This is a genomic window from Frankia sp. EI5c, assembly GCF_001636565.1.
Classification (GTDB): domain Bacteria; phylum Actinomycetota; class Actinomycetes; order Frankiales; family Frankiaceae; genus Parafrankia.
In genome coordinates, this window is record NZ_LRTK01000021.1 from 95,843 (window position 1) to 113,327 (window position 17,485).

General features: G+C 71.1%; 13 protein-coding genes, 1 tRNA gene, 8 pseudogenes and 1 riboswitch. Of the genes and pseudogenes, 11 read left to right on the forward strand and 11 right to left on the reverse strand.

Features of this window, described 5'->3' with window-relative positions; genetic code table 11:
- Nucleotides 1–667 precede the first annotated feature (667 nt).
- From UG55_RS12395 to UG55_RS36090, 3 genes and pseudogenes are all read left to right on the forward strand, one after another.
- On the forward strand, nt 668–1,057 hold the full coding sequence (locus UG55_RS12395; protein WP_066067331.1) for a hypothetical protein: 390 nt from the start codon (nt 668–670) through the stop codon (nt 1,055–1,057).
- Between the two features lie 574 nt (nt 1,058–1,631).
- A riboswitch (cyclic di-AMP (ydaO/yuaA leader) is annotated at nt 1,632–1,799 on the forward strand.
- 123 nt (nt 1,800–1,922) lie between these two features.
- Nucleotides 1,923–2,339 (forward strand): annotated as a pseudogene (locus tag UG55_RS36085) (glycoside hydrolase); the annotation flags it as partial.
- A gap of 318 nt (nt 2,340–2,657) precedes the next feature.
- Nucleotides 2,658–2,909: a C40 family peptidase gene (locus UG55_RS36090; RefSeq protein WP_242424242.1), complete on the forward strand. Its 252-nt coding sequence runs from the start codon at nt 2,658–2,660 to the stop codon at nt 2,907–2,909.
- A gap of 945 nt (nt 2,910–3,854) precedes the next feature.
- Here the strand turns inward: UG55_RS36090 and UG55_RS12405 are convergent.
- The 4 genes and pseudogenes from UG55_RS12405 to UG55_RS12415 form a co-directional block, all read right to left on the reverse strand.
- Nucleotides 3,855–4,523, reverse strand: a complete 669-nt coding sequence (locus tag UG55_RS12405) for a PHB depolymerase family esterase (RefSeq protein ID WP_066067248.1) — start codon at nt 4,521–4,523, stop codon at nt 3,855–3,857.
- Between the two features lie 104 nt (nt 4,524–4,627).
- Complete coding sequence (locus UG55_RS12410) at nt 4,628–5,380, reverse strand: type 1 glutamine amidotransferase (protein WP_066067251.1); 753 nt, start codon at nt 5,378–5,380, stop codon at nt 4,628–4,630.
- Nucleotides 5,377–5,489, reverse strand: a 113-nt coding sequence (locus UG55_RS36095; RefSeq protein WP_242424243.1) for a hypothetical protein, incomplete at its 5' end; no start/stop codon positions are given. The genes UG55_RS36095 and UG55_RS12410, both read right to left, overlap by 4 nt.
- Before the next feature lies 1 nt (nt 5,490).
- Nucleotides 5,491–6,627: pseudogene (locus UG55_RS12415) on the reverse strand (MurT ligase domain-containing protein); the annotation flags it as partial.
- Nucleotides 6,628–6,994: 367 nt separating this feature from the next.
- On the opposite strand from UG55_RS12415, the pseudogene UG55_RS36100 reads away from it, so the two are divergent.
- The 5 genes and pseudogenes from UG55_RS36100 to UG55_RS12435 all read left to right on the forward strand — a co-directional run.
- Nucleotides 6,995–7,214: pseudogene (locus tag UG55_RS36100) on the forward strand (tRNA adenosine deaminase); the annotation flags it as partial.
- Nucleotide 7,215: 1 nt separating this feature from the next.
- Nucleotides 7,216–7,477, forward strand: a pseudogene (locus UG55_RS36105) (tRNA adenosine deaminase); the annotation flags it as partial.
- Nucleotides 7,478–7,529: 52 nt separating this feature from the next.
- Nucleotides 7,530–8,048: a tRNA adenosine(34) deaminase TadA gene (gene tadA, locus UG55_RS12425; protein ID WP_083986719.1), complete on the forward strand. Its 519-nt coding sequence runs from the start codon at nt 7,530–7,532 to the stop codon at nt 8,046–8,048.
- 10 nt (nt 8,049–8,058) lie between these two features.
- Nucleotides 8,059–8,145, forward strand: a tRNA-Ser gene (locus UG55_RS12430).
- 388 nt (nt 8,146–8,533) lie between these two features.
- Nucleotides 8,534–9,178, forward strand: a complete 645-nt coding sequence (locus UG55_RS12435) for an NAD(P)-dependent oxidoreductase (protein ID WP_066067259.1) — start codon at nt 8,534–8,536, stop codon at nt 9,176–9,178.
- Nucleotides 9,179–9,311: 133 nt separating this feature from the next.
- On the opposite strand, the gene UG55_RS36110 is transcribed toward UG55_RS12435, so the two are convergent.
- A partial coding sequence (locus UG55_RS36110; protein WP_242424236.1) for a pyridoxal-dependent decarboxylase occupies nt 9,312–9,896 on the reverse strand: 585 nt, incomplete at its 5' end.
- 1 nt (nt 9,897) lies between these two features.
- A pseudogene (locus UG55_RS36115) lies at nt 9,898–10,593 on the reverse strand (pyridoxal phosphate-dependent decarboxylase family protein); the annotation flags it as partial.
- Nucleotides 10,594–11,158: 565 nt separating this feature from the next.
- Between UG55_RS36115 and UG55_RS12445 the strand changes: the two are divergent.
- Nucleotides 11,159–12,280, forward strand: a complete 1,122-nt coding sequence (locus tag UG55_RS12445) for a TIGR03617 family F420-dependent LLM class oxidoreductase (protein WP_083986715.1) — start codon at nt 11,159–11,161, stop codon at nt 12,278–12,280.
- Here UG55_RS12445 and UG55_RS12450 read toward each other — a convergent pair whose 3' ends face one another.
- The 5 genes and pseudogenes from UG55_RS12450 to UG55_RS36120 all read right to left on the reverse strand — a co-directional run.
- Nucleotides 12,281–13,468, reverse strand: coding sequence for a cytochrome P450 (locus tag UG55_RS12450; protein ID WP_066067264.1), 1,188 nt, complete (start codon nt 13,466–13,468; stop codon nt 12,281–12,283).
- A gap of 263 nt (nt 13,469–13,731) precedes the next feature.
- Nucleotides 13,732–14,439, reverse strand: coding sequence for an excalibur calcium-binding domain-containing protein (locus tag UG55_RS29470; protein ID WP_066067267.1), 708 nt, complete (start codon nt 14,437–14,439; stop codon nt 13,732–13,734).
- Between the two features lie 259 nt (nt 14,440–14,698).
- Nucleotides 14,699–14,887 carry a ferredoxin gene (locus UG55_RS12460; RefSeq protein WP_066067270.1) on the reverse strand — a complete coding sequence of 63 codons (189 nt, stop codon included), beginning with the start codon at nt 14,885–14,887 and terminating at the stop codon, nt 14,699–14,701.
- A 61-nt stretch (nt 14,888–14,948) separates the two neighbouring features.
- Nucleotides 14,949–16,122, reverse strand: a 1,174-nt coding sequence (locus tag UG55_RS12465; protein WP_255360470.1) for an FCD domain-containing protein, incomplete at its 5' end; no start/stop codon positions are given.
- A 1-nt stretch (nt 16,123) separates the two neighbouring features.
- Nucleotides 16,124–16,505: pseudogene (locus UG55_RS36120) on the reverse strand (FadR/GntR family transcriptional regulator); the annotation flags it as partial.
- A 532-nt stretch (nt 16,506–17,037) separates the two neighbouring features.
- Here UG55_RS36120 and UG55_RS36125 point away from each other — a divergent pair.
- Nucleotides 17,038–17,331: pseudogene (locus UG55_RS36125) on the forward strand (cytochrome P450); the annotation flags it as partial.
- A 1-nt stretch (nt 17,332) separates the two neighbouring features.
- Nucleotides 17,333–17,484 (forward strand): annotated as a pseudogene (locus UG55_RS47060) (cytochrome P450); the annotation flags it as partial.
- Between the last annotated feature and the right edge of the window lies 1 nt (nt 17,485).

The window sequence follows — 17,485 nt, forward strand, 5'->3', positions numbered from 1 at the left end:
GAAATATGAACCTGAATTCACCGTACTTTGGGAGTGCCGGGACCGACGCCGCGCATTCCCGCCCCGGGCCGTGTCCCCCGGGAGGTATTCGGTGCGTCCGGGCGGGTCCCGGCGCGCTGGCCCGCCGGCACGGCGGGCCGTGATCCGGGCCCTTCCGGCGAGGGTCGGCGGTCGCCGCGGCGGCGGCACGGACAGCGCCGGCCGCGGCTCCCGCGACCGGCTGCGGTAGGCGCCGCGAACTGGCCACACATCGGATCTACAGTCACTCCGAGTGACGATCAGAGAGGTCTTGATCACCGACGTGGCGTCAACGATCACCCGGGGTCACCGGAGGGCCGGGGGCCAGCCCTCCGCCGCACGTTGTCGACGGGGAGTTCTCCCGTTGTCTCCACGCACCGCGTTCAGGGCGGATCCACCCCGGGTGGGGGTATCCGTTGGCCGGTACCCGCCGGGGGACCCCCGCGTCGGTCGCCGTCCGTTGACGCCCGGCCGGATCCGGCCGTCCGCATGCCCAAAGCCCCGTGTGTCGACTAACGTAACCAACCGTGTCGGAACTTCGGCGACAGTCACGAGCGGTGTGGAGAGGGCGTGTCTCACCGCCCGCTTTCGCCCAGCTCGCGACGCCCCCGCGCCGATCCGGCGCGGCCACCAGCTTCCGGAGCCGAGCATGACGCACCCGCACCCCCGGCATCACGACATCTCGATCCTGCCCGGCCGCGGTGACCTGATGGCCGAGCTGGCCAGTCGGCTGGAGGCCCTGGACGCGCTCCTGAGCCGGCTGGAAGACGCCGAGCGCCAGGCCGCGGACGCCGGTGAGCACATCCTCCGCACCAGGCAGTGGCAGGAGGAGACCGTCCGGACCCTCCAGGAGGAACGGGCCCGGATGCGCCAGCGCCAACAGGCCCTGGACGATCTCGCCGAGCACGCCCGCGCGGCTGTCGAGGCGTTGCAGAGCAGTCACCGCACCCTGCCGCCCGAGGTCCATCAGCTCGCGATCGAGTTGCAGGTCCTGCGCAACTCCGGATTTCTGAGCCGGCGCACCAGCCGCCCTCGCTGACCTCCCCGCACCCCGCACCCGCCGAGCCGCGCGCGGCGGGCTGTCGGCACGCGCGAGGACGCCCTCACCGCCCGGCTCCAGAGCTCCCGGCGGGTGCGCTGCCCCCGGCAGGCACCGAACCCCCGGCCGGCACCCGGCGGCCGTCAGAGCTTGCCCCGGTCGAGGCGGCGAAGACCGCCCAGCTCCTCGAATCCGGCACTTCCGGGCCTCGCGCCCATACCCCCACGCTCCGGCGCCACCCCGCTCCAAAGAGCACCGAATTCCCGCTCGAATACTCACCGTAGCGTTCTCCNGGAGACGCACCAGACCCCGCGGAACGACTGAAGAACCTGGAAATTCTCGTCACCTAACGTGTTGATGCGTGATCCTCATGTGGCCGCCCAAAAACGTGACGGGAAGCTCAGTACCCCTTCTGACCTGGGCAGATGCGCACCGGCAAGGGGCACTTCTCCGCGCACTCGACGTAGTTGGGTGGGACTAGTGTTTACCCACACCATCCGTGTGGACTAGTCTCGCTTGCGACGTCACGACAACACCGGGCCGAACGCCGAATCCTGCCCGCGGCCCCGGTGTCCCCTCCGAGTCGTCACCTCGGGCAGGAGCGGGGGACCCACCTCCATCGGCCGGCGCCAAGAAGTGGTGCGGGTCTAGGGGTGAAGTCCATCGCGTGAAGGTCGCGCGACGGACCGGGCAGCCCAGCCCGAACCCGACAGCTCACCTCGCAGGCGTACGGGAAGGATCGCAGTTGTCTGCGCAAAGCGTGCAGCTTGATACCGAGAGACGCCGGCAGCAGGAAGGCCGCGGTCGCCATCGGGCGCCCGCCGCCCCCACGGCGTCGAGTCGAGCCAGAGCAAGAGCCCGAGCTGTGGCAGCCGTCACCACCGGGACCGTCGCGGTCTCCGGAGTCGCACTCGCCGGATGTGCTCCGGACATCAACGCGGATGCCGCGCTTGACGACGGGTTCAACACCGCTCCGATGACCCTCGCGACGCAGATCGGCTCGCGGTTCGCGGTCGACGGGGCCATCCAGGCGGCGGCCGTGACCGGCGGCGGGAGCACCACGGTGCTCGACGCCACCACGGACATCTCCGCCCCCACCTTGTCGGCAAAGATCGATGTCGGCCTTCGCGTGACCAATCCCGAGGTCACCGTCAACGCGAACGAGCCGGTCAACATCGGTTTCTCGCTCTACGACGAGCAGAGCAAGGCCCCGCTCGCCGACCAGCTCATCAAGGTTCAGGTCAAGCTTCCCACCGGGTGGGCGACCTTCCTGCACCTGACCNCGGACGACCGCGGCTTCGCCTCTTACNCCGCCCGGGTGCTGACGACCACGAACGTCACCGCCATTTTCGACGGCACGGACGCCCTGCAGTCCGCGCATTCGGACAACGAGGCCACGCTGACCGTCCGGCCGACGCCGCCGCCGCAGGCATCCCGCCAGGTGGACCGCTCGGCCGTCGAGGTCAACACCCCCACGGTAAGCGTCAACCTGCCGGCCAACACCGTCGGTGAGAAGGCCGTCTACCTGGCCTCGCTGCAGGCCGGCAAGCCCTACGTCTACGGCGCCGAGGGCCCCAGCTCGTTCGACTGCTCCGGGCTCGTGCAGTACGTCTACCGGCAGCTCGGCAAGAGCCTGCCCCGCACGACCGACGCGCAGTACGCGGCCACCGCTCGGGTCTCCCAGTACAACAAGCAGCCCGGAGACCTCATCTTCTTCGGCAGCCCGGGCAATATCTACCACGTCGGCATCTACGCCGGTGACGGCAAGATGTGGGTCGCCCCGCGCAGCGGCGATGTCGTCAAGCTCCAGACGATCTACACCACCTCGTACTCGGTAGGCCGCGTCACCTGAGCACCGCGGGCCCCGGGCGGCCAGCTGGCCGCCGGGCTCAGCACTGTTCGGCTCCAGAACCCGCACGTACCGACGGGGTGGCGGGAGCACCGACGCCCTGTCCCCGGAACGAGCCGCAGCGCGATCTCCCCCTCCGGTCGCGCGCGGCTCTTCACCGCCGGGTCGGGGTTGTCGGGATCGACTCCGACCCGGCGGGCACCAGAGCCGATGATCAGGTCCCCTGCACCGGACCGAGGACCCTCCCGCACCCTCTCGGGTGATGCGAAGCAGGCCGTGAGCCACGCATCTGAGGCAGTACCACACCCGTACGCAGGTCACTTCGCTACCCGGTAGGCCGTTGCGACATCATTCTACTTCGGCATAAGCGGTGTAGATGCGGCGAAAACCGTCCAGAATGCGACCATCGGGCATCAACACCTGCCATACAAACCCAACCGGCGAACACCTGGAACCGCCCGCCGCACCAACCGAGATCCTTCCGGTGGGACGGACGTCAGATACCCCCCCATCTGACGTCCGTCCGGCCGGAAGGCCCCGGACTCCGCTGGTCGTCAGTCCAATCCCCCCCCCATTGGACGGGCGGCCAGCGGACCCTCCGATCTTCCGGCCACCTTCTGGTCCGTCGGGGCCGTTACCCCCCCTCCCGGCGACGTCGACGGACCAATCCGGGCCCCGGTCGCCCACCCCACACGGGGTCGGCGGCCGGGGCCCGGCGCCGTTTCCCGACCCTGCGCACTCTCGGGCACCGACCGGTAGATCACACCCGGGCAGGAAGCGCAATACCCCGACCAGGCCAACGGCTCGGCGCCATCTCCAGCCGCGGCCGCCGCGCAGGCTAAGTGACTAGTTATTTTCAGCTAACGTAAACACCGGGCGTCCCGGGCCGCCCGTCACAGCGCGTACCCTCGCCCCCGATACGGCGCCGACGACACGGCCGCGGCGCCATCACGCGGTGCGGCGCAGGTCCCGGGAGAACTTCCACAGGGCGTCGGTAACATCGCCGTCCCATTTCGTCTCCGCCACCCGACCATGCGGGGTGACGCTGTCACACGTCGGGCCGGGCTCGGTTTCGAACTGCCCCACCACGCCGACCGCCGCGAAGGTCGGGGTGCCGGTGCCGCAGGCCGCGAGCAGCGCGAGCCGCGCGCCCTCCCCGACGCCCCAGACGTAGACCCGGTCCGGATCCACGTCCGTGCGCTTCTCGTCCATGAAACGCACGACATCGCGCAGATACTGCAGGTCGGAGCCGTTCGGGTCGTCCAGCCGCCAGGTTCCGGCGACCGCCTCCGGGAAGGCGAGCGCGAGGTCCCTTCGATTGGCGAGCGAAGACGCCTTGCTCTCCCGCTCCAGTGTCTCCACGTCGGAATTACCGTCATGCAGGATGATCACCAGGGGTAGCGGGTCATCCGGGTCGGAAGGCGCCTGGACGAGCACCTCCCGGCCGGCCGACGGATACCCATCCGGGATTGCGGTCCTTTCGACCTCGGGATGGCCTCGGCCAGCGGCCAACCACCAGACGGCAACCAGGGCGACCCCGATGATGATCGCTTTTTTCTTGTTCTTGCCCCACCAACCGGCGAGAGGATTCGACGCCACGCTCCAACCGAACCACACCCCGCGTCCGGGAATCGCCGTATTCCGCTCAGCGCGCCCCGGTAGACCCGGTCAGGACGACACCCGGCGGCACCCACGTGCCNCGTCGGACGCGCCCTGGCGGCTCAGACATCCGCGAGCGCGCGCGCTCTGGCCTCCCTCAGGACGCCCACCTCGCGGGGGCCGTCCAGCGGGGCCAGCGGGCCGTGCACCCAGGTCAGCAGCAGATCGGCCAGCGCCGGGTTCTGCGCCAGCACCGGCCCGTGCAGATAAGTACCGATGACCCTGCCGTCCACCAGGCCGTCGGTGCGGTCCGGCGTCCCGTTCCCGACACCGACCCGGACCGACCCGAGGGGGATGCCGCTGGCACCGGGCAGCGCCCGGGTGCGCCCGCCGTGGTTCTCGTACCCGTAGAGCGTCGGCAGGCCCAGCTCCGGGCTCGGCTCCACCACGATGTCGCCGACCGCGCGCGGCGGGACAGGGGCGTCCGGCGGGTCGAACGAGCGCCGGGTCTCCACGTCGATGAGGTTGACCCCGTCGTGCAGCCGGCCCTCGCCCGCCGGGAAGTTGGTGCCGATCACCTGGTAGCCGGCGCACACGGCCAGCACAGCCGCCCCACCCGACACCGCGCGCACCAGCGAACGGTTGCGGCGCATGCCGTCGGCGGCGAGCACCTGCGGCTCGTCCTCACCACCGCCGAGCAGGTAGATGTCGCAGTCGGACGGCACCACCTCACCGGCGGGCACCTCCACGATCTCGGCCCGCAGCCCCCGCCAGCGCAGCCGCTGCGCGAGCACGATCGCGTTGCCGCCGTCGCCGTAGGTGCCGAGCAGCTCCGGGTAGATCAGGGCGATCCGGGTCGCCGACGGGCGGATCACCGGGTCGTCCGCACGAGCAGGTCGCGGAAGGCGGTGTAGTTCGCCACGACGTCCACCATCTTGTCGTTCGCCGCCGCGGCGGCGGCCTCGGCGTCGGCGTGGACGGTGTNGGGAACCTCCGCATAGGCGAGGCGCACGCTCATGTCCTCCTTGCGGCCGCCGGTGACGAGCACCTGACGGCCGGAGAGCCGCTCGAAGGGCACGTCCCAGATCCAGGACGGGTCACGGCCGTCCGCCGTCTGCGAGTTGAAGTCGATGACGACCGGCCGGGGCGGCGAGGAGTTCAGCAGCTCCATCATCTCCACCCAGCCGGCCGGGTTCTTCGCGAGCAGCAGCCGGGCATGCCGCCCGTCCGGGCCGAGCGGGACCTCCTGGTAGCGGCCCTGGACGTCGCCGATCCCGCGCATGGCGGCCAGGGCGTCCTCGACCTCGACACCGAACTCACGGGCGGCGGCGGCGGCCATCGCCGCGTTCGCCAGGTTGACCCGTCCGGGAAGGTCGATGTGCGCCGGGATGCGCCGGCCGAACCACATCAGCTCGCCGAGACCGGCCACGGAGACGATCGGCTCCGGCCGGGCCAGCCCGCACTCGCACCACCAGCCACTCTCGTTGCGGTGCAGCAGCCGGGCGCACTGCGGGCAGACCATCGCGTCGGCGGTCCAGTTCTGGCCGGCCGACACCCACACCTGGCGCGACCAGGTCATCGACGCCCAGGCGACCAGTGGGTCGTCCACGTTGGCCACGACGGTCGTGCCGCGCAGGTCGGCGCCCAGCTCCCGCCAGAGCGCGGCGATCCGGCGGGTCTCGTTCGAACGGTCAAGCTGGTCCCGCGAGATGTTGAGCAGCAGTACCACCCGAGGACGGATCGCCCGGGCGACCTTCGGCAGCCAGATCTCGTCGACCTCCAGGGCCGCCGGGGAGTCGTACGGCGGCCTGGCCAGGGCGGCCAGCACCCCCGGCGCCATGTTCGCGCCGCCGCTGTTCGACTTCACCGGCCCGAGGGTGCCGAGCGCCCGGGCGAGCAGCCTGGTGGTGGTCGTCTTGCCGTTCGTGGCCGAGACGCAGGCGGTCGGGCGGTCGCCGCCGACCTCCGCGAGGGCCGACGGGGAGATCCGCAGGGCGAGCTTGCCGCCGATCATCTCCCCGGAACCGCGGCCCAGGCGGCGGGAGGCTCCCGCGGCCAGCCGCTCGGCTGCGAGCGCGAGCTGGGTGCGGACGGTGAGCCGGCGTGGCAGGGGTGTCATCATCGCGCCTCAAGAGTGCCATGCGCCCGCCCGGGTGTGATGCGGACCCCGGGCTGTGCGCCGTTCGTGCCCTTTGCTGGACGCCGGGGCGTTCCGGTTCGCCTCCTCCCACCAGCCGCGACCTTCCGCGGCCGTTGTGCTCTTCCGTGGTCTTCCGTGGCCGCCGTGGTCTTCCGTGGCCTTCCGCCCGTTTCCGCCCGCCGCAGCCGTGCCGCGGCACTCATGAGTGGCCCAGCTCGGCCCCTGATGGATGAGTAGGACGGCCAGCGGTGAGAATCACAGGAAGGAAGCGNCATCACCCCGGGTCGGCGGACGCACGGACCGTACGAGGACACGCGAGACCCGGCGGGAAGGGACGTGAGGACAGACCGTGAGCACCAAGGGGATAGCGATCGCTCAGAACGGCGAGCGATGGACGGCCCACGACCTCGATATCGCCGGCATGGAGGATCTCGACTCGCTCGTCGACGCCATGCACGACCTCTCCTCAGGCACCGTGGTCGCGTTCGTCGAGGAGGACGACGAGTACCTCGCCATCGTGCGGATCACCGCTCGGTACCCGGACCCGAAGGTCTTCCTCTCCGACCGCCNGGTCCTGTTGACCTCCGAGCACGCCGAGCGCCTGTTCGCCGACGCGCTGCCGTCCATGGTGGCGCTCGACGACGACTCGGACGACGCGCCGGTCGGCCAGGCCTCACCCGTCGGGGACCTGGATCTCCTGGAGGATCTCGGGATCTCCACCGAGGCGCTGCTCGAGCTGATCGCCGAGGAGGGCATGCTGCCGGCCGATGTGATCAGCGCCATCAGCGAGCGGGCCGGCGCCGGGGAGATCTTCGACGAGGCCCGTGGCTGACCTTTCCGCGGGGGCCGCCGAGGCCCCCGCGGAGGACGGCTACCACCGGGTCATGGGCCTCGCGCTGGCCGAAGCCGCGCTGGCCGAGGCGGCCGGCGACGTCCCGGTGGGTGCCGTGGTCGTCGCCGCCGACGGCCGGGTGCTGGGCCGCGGCCACAACGCGCGGGAGGCCGGTGCCGACCCGACCGCGCACGCGGAGGTCCTCGCGCTGCGCCAGGCCGCGGCCGAGCTGGGTTCCTGGCGGCTGGGCGGAGCGACACTGGTGGTGACCCTCGAGCCCTGCACGATGTGTGCGGGAGCGCTCGTCCTCGCCCGGGTCGACCGGCTGGTGTACGGAGCGGTCGACGACAAGGCCGGCGCCGTCGGCTCGCTGTGGGATGTCGTCCGGGACCGGCGGTTGAACCACCGCCCCGAAGTGATCGCCGGCGTCCGCGAACGGGAGTGTTCGGAGCAGCTCGCCGCCTTCTTCGACGGTCGGCGGGCCGCCCGCCGCGCCCCCGGCCGGCCGGGCCGGCCGGGACACCCGCCGTTCACCCACCCCGGCGAACCGGACCAGCACGGCGTCGCGTAAGCTAGCTTGCGGTGGAGTCGCCTAGTGGCCGAGGGCGCACGCCTCGAAAGCGTGTGAGGGGGCAACCCCTCCGTGGGTTCAAATCCCACCTCCACCGCTCGTTGATGTACTGGCTGTGCCCGCCGAAGGGCGGGCATTTTCGGCTCGCCGTTTCTGTCGGCAGCGGGCTCCTTCGAGTGCTCCCCCGTCCTCCGGGGCCGCGCCGGGTTTTTGTCGCCTTCCGCACGGTCGCCTCCGAAAGCAGCTGACAGCCCCGGTCTCACCGGACAAATCGACGGTCCCGCCGGACGGGCCGCGGCCCCGCCTGGAGTACCGCCGGCGTTCGCCTCGCTGTTCCGATCGCAAACGACACCGAGTTGCGTTGACTCCGGAGCGTGTCATAGTCGATGCGCAAGGTAAACAACCGTGACCATGCCGCTGTTGCGCTGCATCCAGCGGATCGTTTTTCCACGGTGGCTTCAGTCAACCGAGTCCGGAGGTCATGAATGGCAAGGATCGTTGTTCTCGGTGCCGGTGGTCAGGTAGGACGTTCCATCGTCGCCGAGGCCGTAAGGCGCGGCCACGAGGTCACGGCGGTCGACCAGGACCAGAAGGCAATGAACGGAATGCCCCGCCAGGCCAGGGCGGTCGCCGGGGATGTCACCTCCCGCGACGCGGTTGCGCAGCAGGCCCAGAACGCGGACGTCATGATTGTCGCGCTCGCCGGGTCAGCCCGGCCCGAGCACGCCAATGTCGCCCGCACCATCGTCGACGTCGCGAACAAGCTCGGCAACAAGGCACCGTCGGTCATCCACGTCAGCAATGGCGGGCTGCTGGAGAACGCCGACGGCGAGCGGACCCTCGACACGGCCGACTTCCCCGCCGCCGAGCGCAAGGAGGCCCTTGACCAGGCCGACGCCCTGGACGTGCTGCGCGCGGCCAAGGGCAGCATGAAGTGGTCCTGTATCACCCCGCCGCCGCGCAACTTCGGCCCGGGACGCCGTCGGGAGGCCTACCGCACCGCGAGCGACCGTCCGGTGATGGATGCCCAGGGCAACATGGGAATCTCGCACGAGGACTTCGCGATCGCCGTCATCGACGAGGCGGAGAAGCCGCGTTTCCGCAACAAGCGGTACACGGTCGGGTACTGACCAGGCCGCGGCTGGCCAGCCGGTGAGGAAAGCCGGGTCCCGGGCATTCCGGCCGGGATCCGGCCACTTTCGTGGATCCTCCGTGCAAACTCCTGTCGCGCCGGAATTCCCGGTGCACCACAGGCACGGCGGATCAGCCGGTTCCGTCAGCCATGGTCGCGAGGATCCGGTCGATGTCCGCCACCGTCGTCAACGGATTGACGATCGCGAAGCGGGTCACCGTCTCGCCGTTGTGCACCGTGGGAGTGACGAAGGCGAGGCCGCACCGGAGAAGTCGCTGGGTCCACCGGTGATAGTCCTCGGGTGCCCAGCCGAGCCGGCGCAGGACGACGACTGACAGCTCCGGCTCACGCACGAGTTCCACATGGGGCAGCGCCCGGACCCGGTCGGCCGCGGCCCGGGCCGTCGCCAGGCAACGCTCGACGGCCCGGCTGTAGGCGAGCGTCCCGTGGGTCGCGAGCGAGAACCAGAACGGCAGGCCGCGTACCCGGCGGGACAGCCCGATGTGGAAGTCGGACGGGTTCCAGGCGCCGTTGCGGTCCAGGACGTCGAGATACCCCGCGTGCTGGGCGTGGGCGGCCCGCGCGACGGCCGGGTCACGGTAGACCAGCGCGCACGCGTCGAACGGGGCGAACAACCACTTGTGCGGATCGACGATGAAGGAGTCCGCGTCCCCGACCCCGTCGAACAGGTGCCGCGCTCGGGGCGCGGCGATGCCNGCGAGCCCGTAGGCACCGTCGACGTGCACCCACACCCCCCGGGCGTGGGCGGCCTCGACGATCCCGCGGATGTCGTCGACTATTCCGAACTGGGTGCTGCCCGCGGTGGCGACGACCGCGAACACCCCCGCGCCCGGGCCGTCCAGGGCTGCCGCCACGGCCTGGCCGGTCAGCCGCCCGGCGCTGTCGGCCGGGACGAGGACCAGGTCGACATCCATCACCTCCGCGGCCTGCCGCAGTGATGAATGCGCCTCGGCGCCGCAGAGGAAACGCCAGCGTGGTGGCATGGGAAGACCATGCGCGGCCCGCCGTGCCCGCTCCGCATGCCGCGCCGCGACCAGGGCGGACAGATTGCCGAGAGTGCCCCCCTGGACGAAGACGCCGCCGGCCTCCGCCGGGAATCCGACTAGGTCGGACAACCAGCGCAGGGCCTGGTTCTCGGCGTGGATCGCGCCGCCGCCCTCCATCCAGCTCCCGCCGTAGATGGACGAGGCACCGACCACCAGGTCGAACAGAATGGAGGCGCGGGTCGGCGCCGCCGGGATGAACGCGAGATTGCGCGGGTGGTCCGCCGAGATACAGGCTCGGGACAGTACCTCGTCGAAGAGCCGCAGCGCGGCGAGCCCGCCGATGCCCTCCGGGGTGATCGTCTGCCCGGCCCGCCGCGCCAGCTCGGCGGGGGTGCTGGTCCCGTCCNGCGGCACCGGGTCGAGGCTCATCCTCGTCCGCGCGTAGTCAACGACCGCCTGTTCGAGGCCGGGGTCGAGCACGTCGAAGATCGAGGACTCGGGTCGGTGCACCCGCCGAAGTCTAGGTCGACCCTCGGGTCAGCCCGGGACGCGCACGCGGAGCGTCCCGGACTAGCTGGCGCGCTGGCGCCGCACGAGGAACCCACCACCGACGAGGGCGAGGAACATGACGATCAGGCCGGCGCGCTTCATGGGAGACCTCCACGATGAGGGCAGGTGAACGCCGGGCCTCGGCGCTCACCGCTTTCAGGCGCACAACATACCGGCTGCACAGGCCCCGTTCCGCCCGCCGCGCGGAAGTGAAAGAAGTGTTGTCCCGATACGGGTTTTGTTGGGCNGTCACGCACCGTCCCACCGCCGGATCTCCCACTGGACCACCTGAATCGCCGCCCCCGCCCGCCGCCTCGACTCGGCGCGGCCCGTCCCATCCCGGCCCGCGGGTCACATCGCGGGACCCACGGAAAGACGAATGTTAGGTTTTTTCTCCCCGTCCACGTCGAGAGAGGCTGCCCGTGAAGGTCGACACGACGCTGGGCCCGGCGGAGCTCGCCGTGGAACAGGCCCGCTCCGCCCAGGAGACCGGCTACGACGGGATCTGGACCGGTGAGGTCAACCACGACCCGTTCCTGCCGCTGACCCTCGCGGCGCACGCGACCAGCCGGCTGGAACTGGGCACCTCGATCACGGTCGCGCTGGCCCGCTCCCCCATGTCACTCGCCTACACCGCGCACGACCTGCAGCGCTTCTCCGCGGGGCGGCTGCGCCTCGGTCTCGGCTCACAGGTGCGGGCGCACATAACCCGGCGTTTCTCCATGCCGTGGGGCCGGCCCGCGGCGCAGCTGCGGGAATTCGTCCTGGCGATGCGGGCGATCTGGTCGTGCTGGTCGGACGGAATTCCCCTCGCCTTCGAAGGCGAGTACTACCGACACACCCTGATGCCACCGGCGTTCGTCCCGAAACCGCACCCGTTCGGGCCGCCACCGGTGCTCCTCGCCGGTGTCGGTGACGTCATGACCCAGGTCGCCGGCGAGGTCGCGGACGGCTTTCAGTGCCACTGGTTCACCACTCCGCGGTGGATCCGCGAGCACACCATTCCCGCGCTGGAGCGGGGCCGGGCACAGACCGGCCGCACCCTTGACGGGTTCGAGATCCTCGCCGGCGGTTTCGTGGCGACGGGCAGCGACCGGGAGATCGTCGAGGGCGTGGCGAGAATGCGTTCCCAGATCGCCTTCTACGCCTCCACGCCGACCTACCGACCGGTCCTGGAACTGCACGGCTGGGGAGCTCTCGGCGACGAGCTGACGGTGCTGTCGAAGCAGAACCGGTGGGCCGAGATGCCGGCTCTGATCGAGGACGACGTGATCGACGCGTTCGGTATCGTCGCCACGCCCGCCGAGCTGCCCGCCCGCCTCGCCGAACGCCTCGGCGGCCTGGTCACCCGGGTGGCTTTCGCCCCGCCGGCATCCTTCGACCCGGACCAGGTGCGGGAGACCCTGGCCGCTGTCCGGGCCGTCCCCGCCTTCTCGCCCACCCGCCCGGCCGGCGGCGGGACGACCGGCGGGCGGCAGGCGAACGGCGGGCAGGCGGCCGCCGACGGGACGAACGGCGGGCAGGCGGCTGCCGGCAGCGGATGATCAGACGATGACGGGCAGCTTCTCGTACCCACGCACCGTGCTGGTGTGCAGGCGCACCAGGCGGTCCCGGTCGACCTGCCAGGTCGGGAAGCGGCGCAGGGTCTCCTCCAGCGCGATGCGGCCTTCCATCCGGGCCAGTGACGCGCCCAGGCAGAAGTGCGGGCCGTGGCCGAACGAGACGTGGCTGTCGAACCGCCGCCTGACGTCATAGCGGTCGGCATCGGGGTACTTGCGCTCGTCCCGGCCGGCGGAGGCGGTGAGCAGCAGGATCCGCGACTTGGCCGGGATCTCGGTGCCGTGCAGCACGACGTCCCGGGTGAGGATGCGGCCCTGCACCGGTGACGGCGCTTCGTAGCGCAGCGTCTCCTCGAGCGCGTTCGGCACCAGCGAAGTGTCCGCGGCCAGGTCGGCGCGCTGGTCGGGGTGCGAGTCCAGCAGGTCGCAGGCCCAGCCGAGCAGCCGGGCGACGGTTTCCGTACCGGCGGCGACCAGCAGGTTGGTGAAGTCGGCCGCCTCCGAGGTGCTGAGGCGCCGGGTCCCCTCGTCCGTGGTGATCTCGGCCTGGGCGAGGCCGGTCATCATGTCGTCGCGCGGTTCCCGGCGCCGCGCGTCGATCTGCTCGGAGAAGTAGGTGTGCAGCTTGATCTGGGCGGCGAAGGAGATGTCGTTGATCATCCCCTTGCCTTCCTCGATGTGGAAGGTCTGGTCGATGGTCTGGCGGATCTCCTCCCGGTCCTCCGGGTTGACCCCGATCAGGTGGGAGATCACCAGCGAGGGCAGCGGCGCGGCGAAGTCCTGCACGTAGTCGAACCCGCCGCTGCCGACCTGGTGGTCGAGCAGCTCGGCACACACCTGGCGGATGTGGTCCTCCAGCGCGGCGATCCGCCGCGGCGTGAACGCGCGCGAGACGAGCACCCGCATCAGGGTGTGCGTCGGCGGGTCCATGAAGATGATCTGGCCGCTGTGCATCGGCTCCGGACCCATGAGCTCCAGCACCGTTCCGTGCGCGGAGCTGTACGTCGCGGGGTCGACCAGCGCCTCATCGACATCCTTGTGCCGGGAGAAGGCGTAGAAGTCGAACTTGTCGTTGCGGTAGACCGGCGCCTCGTCACGCATCCGCCGCCACACGGGGTACGGGTCGACATCGATGATCTTGTCGAAGGGGTCCCAGTAGAGGTCGTCCGTCACAGTCAGATCCCTTTCCCATCCCGTGCCGCGCCGGCGCCGCCATCAGCGCCTGTAAGCAGACTGACGTGCGGCACACCCCGCGAGCAAGGAACTTCGGCCCTTGCCGTCATCGGCGACATCTCGGGCTCGCGAGTACCGGGCAGGCGCCGGATCCGTGCAGGTCAGAGCATCCGCCACAACAGCCACCAACAGCAAGCGGACGACTACCTTCCGCTTATCGTCACANGGCGGACGCGGGCCGCGGGACGCGGGCGACGTGACGCTCAGGCCATCCCGAGGCTGGAAAGCCAGCAGCCGAAGCGGGTCAGGACGGGAATGTCCGCCGGTGCGGCCGTGCACCGCGCCGCCGGAGCGCGCCCACAGGCCACGCCGTCGCGATCCGGATCGAGCCCCACCCGGTACCCCGGCTCGTTCGCATACAGCGGAGCGGCGCCCGCGGCACGCACCTCGAAGCAGGAGCGGTAGAACTTCGACGCGGCGGCGGGCGTGGACCCCGCCGGCTTCGGCGGGTCGGTCCGCGTGGTGGGTGCGGTGCCCGGGCTGGTCCGCGCCGCCGCGGACGCCGAGGCGACGGATCGCGGGGCAGGAGCGGTGCCGGAGCCGGGAGCAGGGGGCGCGCTGGTCGCGACAGTCCCCACGGGCGCGGGCATCCGGCCGGAGGCCCGGTCGGCGGGCACCACCGGCTCGACCGGGCGCGGTACGAGGGTGGACGGGCCCGCCGGGTCCAGGGCCACCGAGGCGGCGACGTCCCGCGACCCGGCCGGCGACCCGGCGGGGGTGACGGCGGGCGACCCGGCGGCGTCCCGCACCGCGGCCGGCCCGGGGGCCGGCATCAGGGCGACCGCGACCAGCAGAAGCAGGCAGGCGGCACCGGCCGCGGCGCTCACCCGCGGATGTCGGTGCGTCCACCCGCTCATGTCGCGCCCCAGCCGCACGGGACGCTGCCAGACCTTCACCAGGCGTTGCCGCATCGGACGCCCCCTCTCTCGACCGTTAGTTTCGGAAGAAAAAGGGGGTTCTGGTGCGAACGGGTGCAAATCCGACACTTTTTGGCGCATGCCAATAGACGGAACGTGCCCAGTCAGTCACCCAGGTGGCGGCGGGTGTGGTCAGGCGGCTGCCTTTGACCACACCCGCCGCAGGTTCCGTCGCACCGCACCGCGCCGCACCGACCCACCGAAGCCGTTGGAGCCGTTGGAGCCGTTGGAGCCGTTGGAGCCGTTGGAGCCGTCAGCTTATGCTGATCGCCCTTTCCGGGCAGTTCTCCGCGGCCTCGCGGGCCTTCGCCTCGTGCGCCGGGGGAACCTCGGGGACCGCGACTAATCCGTGCCCCTGCTCGTCCAGCTCGAACACCTCGGGGCAGATGTCCCAGCAGCGGGCGTGCCCCTGGCAGAGATCGTGGTCGATGGACACCTTCATAACTGATCCCTTCTCTCGCGTTTCTCCAGGCGGGCGGCACCAGGTTGGGCGCCGCCATCGGTCAGTCGAACAGATTGATCATCAAACGCCGTCCGAGTTCGGTGGATTCGATGAAGGGCGCGTTCGTGGCCAGGCACGCCGACCAGGCCGCGCCGGCCCGCGCTGGATCTCCCGCCTCCAGAGCCGCGACCACCTCCCCGAACAGACGCGCATTGTGGTCCGCGGTTGCCACCCAGTCGTCGCCGGCCTCCGACCTGATGGTCGCCTCGGTGCCGACCCGTACCCACTGCAGGATCTCGGCGGTCACCGCCAGCGCGGGGTTCCCCGTCGCGCCGAAGGCCACCGCGCTGCCCCGGCCCCAGCGGTCGGCGAAGCGGGGTATGTCCCGGGTGTGGCCGGACAGCTCGGTGTGCAGGGCCCGCAGTGTCACCAACGCCTCATGGCCGATCCTGGACGCCGCGAGCCCCATCATCGCGGGCTCGATCACCCGCATCGCCCGGTAGAAGTCGGCGAGCGTCGTCTGCCGGGCCTCCAGCGCCGTCCCGGCCAGCTGGGCCGCGACCTGGGTGGACGGATGGCGGATGCGGGGGCCGGCGCGATCGCCCGTCCGCAGTTCCAGCAGGCGTTCGGTCTCCAGGATCCGCAGTGCCTCCCGCAGCGTGGGGCGGGAGATCTCGAACTCCCGGGCAAGCTCGGCGAGCGCCGGCAGCCGGGCGCCGTCGACGAGGCGGCCTTCGGCGATCCGCGACCTGATCTCGGCCGCGACAGCCGTCGCCATCCGCGGTGGGGGCCCGCTCCCGGCCGAGCCGATCTGCGCCCGCCAGAGCGGCACCACGTCGATCTGCTGCCGGCTGCGGCTCCGGCTGACCTGCAGCCTGCTGGTGCTGCTCAGGTAGTCGCTCCACGCCTGCCGCGCCCGGTCCCCGTCGCCTGCCCGGACGGCCCGCAGGAAGTCGCCCTGGCTGGCGACGACCCTGCGCGCGCTGCGCTCGGCCAGGATCGGGTCGGCGACGCGGATCGCCGTGTAGACCTGCCCGGCGTAGATGTCACGCAGCACCCCGGCGAGCACCGCGACCGAGCGGTTGCCGGCCAGGTCCGTCACCGCCTGGTCGAAGCCGGCCACGGCACCCGCGAAGGCGAGCGGCTCGGCCTCGGCCGCCCGGGCGTTCTCGTGCAGCGCCGCCAGGTGATCCAGCCCTTCCGGGCCGCGGCGTAACGCCAGCTGCTCGGCGGCCNGCGGCTCCACGACGAGCCGGGCTTCTTCCAGGTGCGCGAGCGTCGCCTGCCGCAGCTGCAGCAGCAGCGCCACGTAGCGGCTGACCGCTGCCAGCCCAGGGCGGCGGACGACGGCACCGCCGCCGCGGCCACGCCGCACCTCCAGCAGGGACTGCGACTCAAGGATGCGCAGTGCCTCGCGCAGCGTCTCGCGGGAGACTTCGAGGGCCGCGGTGAGCTCGGCCTCGCGGGGCAGCCGCTGGTCGACGGCAAGCTCGCCGCCGAGGATCTGGCGCCGCAGATCCGCGGCGAGCACATGCGCGATCTTGCGGGCGGGCCGGCGGACCGGGACACGGAAGGCCACGGTCCGCTCAGCGGTGCCGCCTGCCGGGGAGGTGATCACGCGGGACCCCGCGGTCTCCCCCTCGCTCGTCAACAACCTTCGCCGCCCCGTCAGTGCCGCCGATTCCAGTTCGACATCCGCTTTGACGTCCGTGTCGAGTATCCGCCGGCCGCCGGCCNGGTGCGCGCCGCGGGTACGCGACCCGGCTCCATCGCAGCCACCGAGTCAACTATATCGACGAAGTCGAATTCCAAGATCTTTGGAATGGGCCGGAGGCGAGGGAATATCCCCAGGCTACCTGGGTATATCTGCCACCGATGGTGGCCTTCCCGCCCCTGGACAGGGAACCTAGGCAACTGTATCGTTGCAGCTCGAATTCGAAGTGACCCAGGTCACCTGATGCAGGTCGCCTGACTCAGGTCGCCTGACGGATCTGCCCGGCCGGCACAGCGCCGGCACCGCTGCCGGCAGCCACGGAGCAGCACCGGCGTTCCGGTCCCCATCCGGCCGGTGACCCTTCGTGTTCCGACCCCGGCCGGTGGCCGTTCGCGCCGGCGCGTCCGCACGTCCGCGCGGGAGAGGACCTCCAGTGGTGGAGCACAACGAGCCGGGAAACACCCACGGCGGCAGCTACCTGAATCTCATGACGACCGAGGTGGCAAGCCATCCACAGGCCGTCTACACGCGATTAAGAGACACCCCCGTCCTGCCGGTCGACGGGATGAACGGCCCCGGCGTGGTCATCAGCCGGCGGGCGGAGATCGACCAGGTCTTCCGGCGCCCGGACATCTACTCCTCGGCCAGGCACCACGGCCGGCTCGGGAACGCGCGCCCGCTGATCCCGATCGAGGTGGACCCGCCCGAGCAGCGGAGGTTCCGCAAGCACNTCAATCCGCTCTTCGTGCCACAGGAGCTGGCCGCGCTGGAGGAGTCGGTGGCCCGGCTCGTCCACGAGCTCATCGACGGCTTCGCCATGGCCACTGAGATCGACTTCGCCCGGCAGTTCTCGGTGCCCCTGCCCTCGCAGGTGTTCCTCACCN

Coding starts and splice junctions, on each gene's coding strand:
- UG55_RS12435 (WP_066067259.1), top strand. CDS start 8,534: ATGGCAAGGATCGTTGTTCTCGGTGCCGGTGGTCAGGTAGGACGTTCC.
- tadA (WP_083986719.1), top strand. CDS start 7,530: ATGGGCCTCGCGCTGGCCGAAGCCGCGCTGGCCGAGGCGGCCGGCGAC.
- UG55_RS12395 (WP_066067331.1), top strand. CDS start 668: ATGACGCACCCGCACCCCCGGCATCACGACATCTCGATCCTGCCCGGC.
- UG55_RS29470 (WP_066067267.1), bottom strand. CDS start 14,439: ATGCGGCAACGCCTGGTGAAGGTCTGGCAGCGTCCCGTGCGGCTGGGG.
- UG55_RS12460 (WP_066067270.1), bottom strand. CDS start 14,887: ATGAAGGTGTCCATCGACCACGATCTCTGCCAGGGGCACGCCCGCTGC.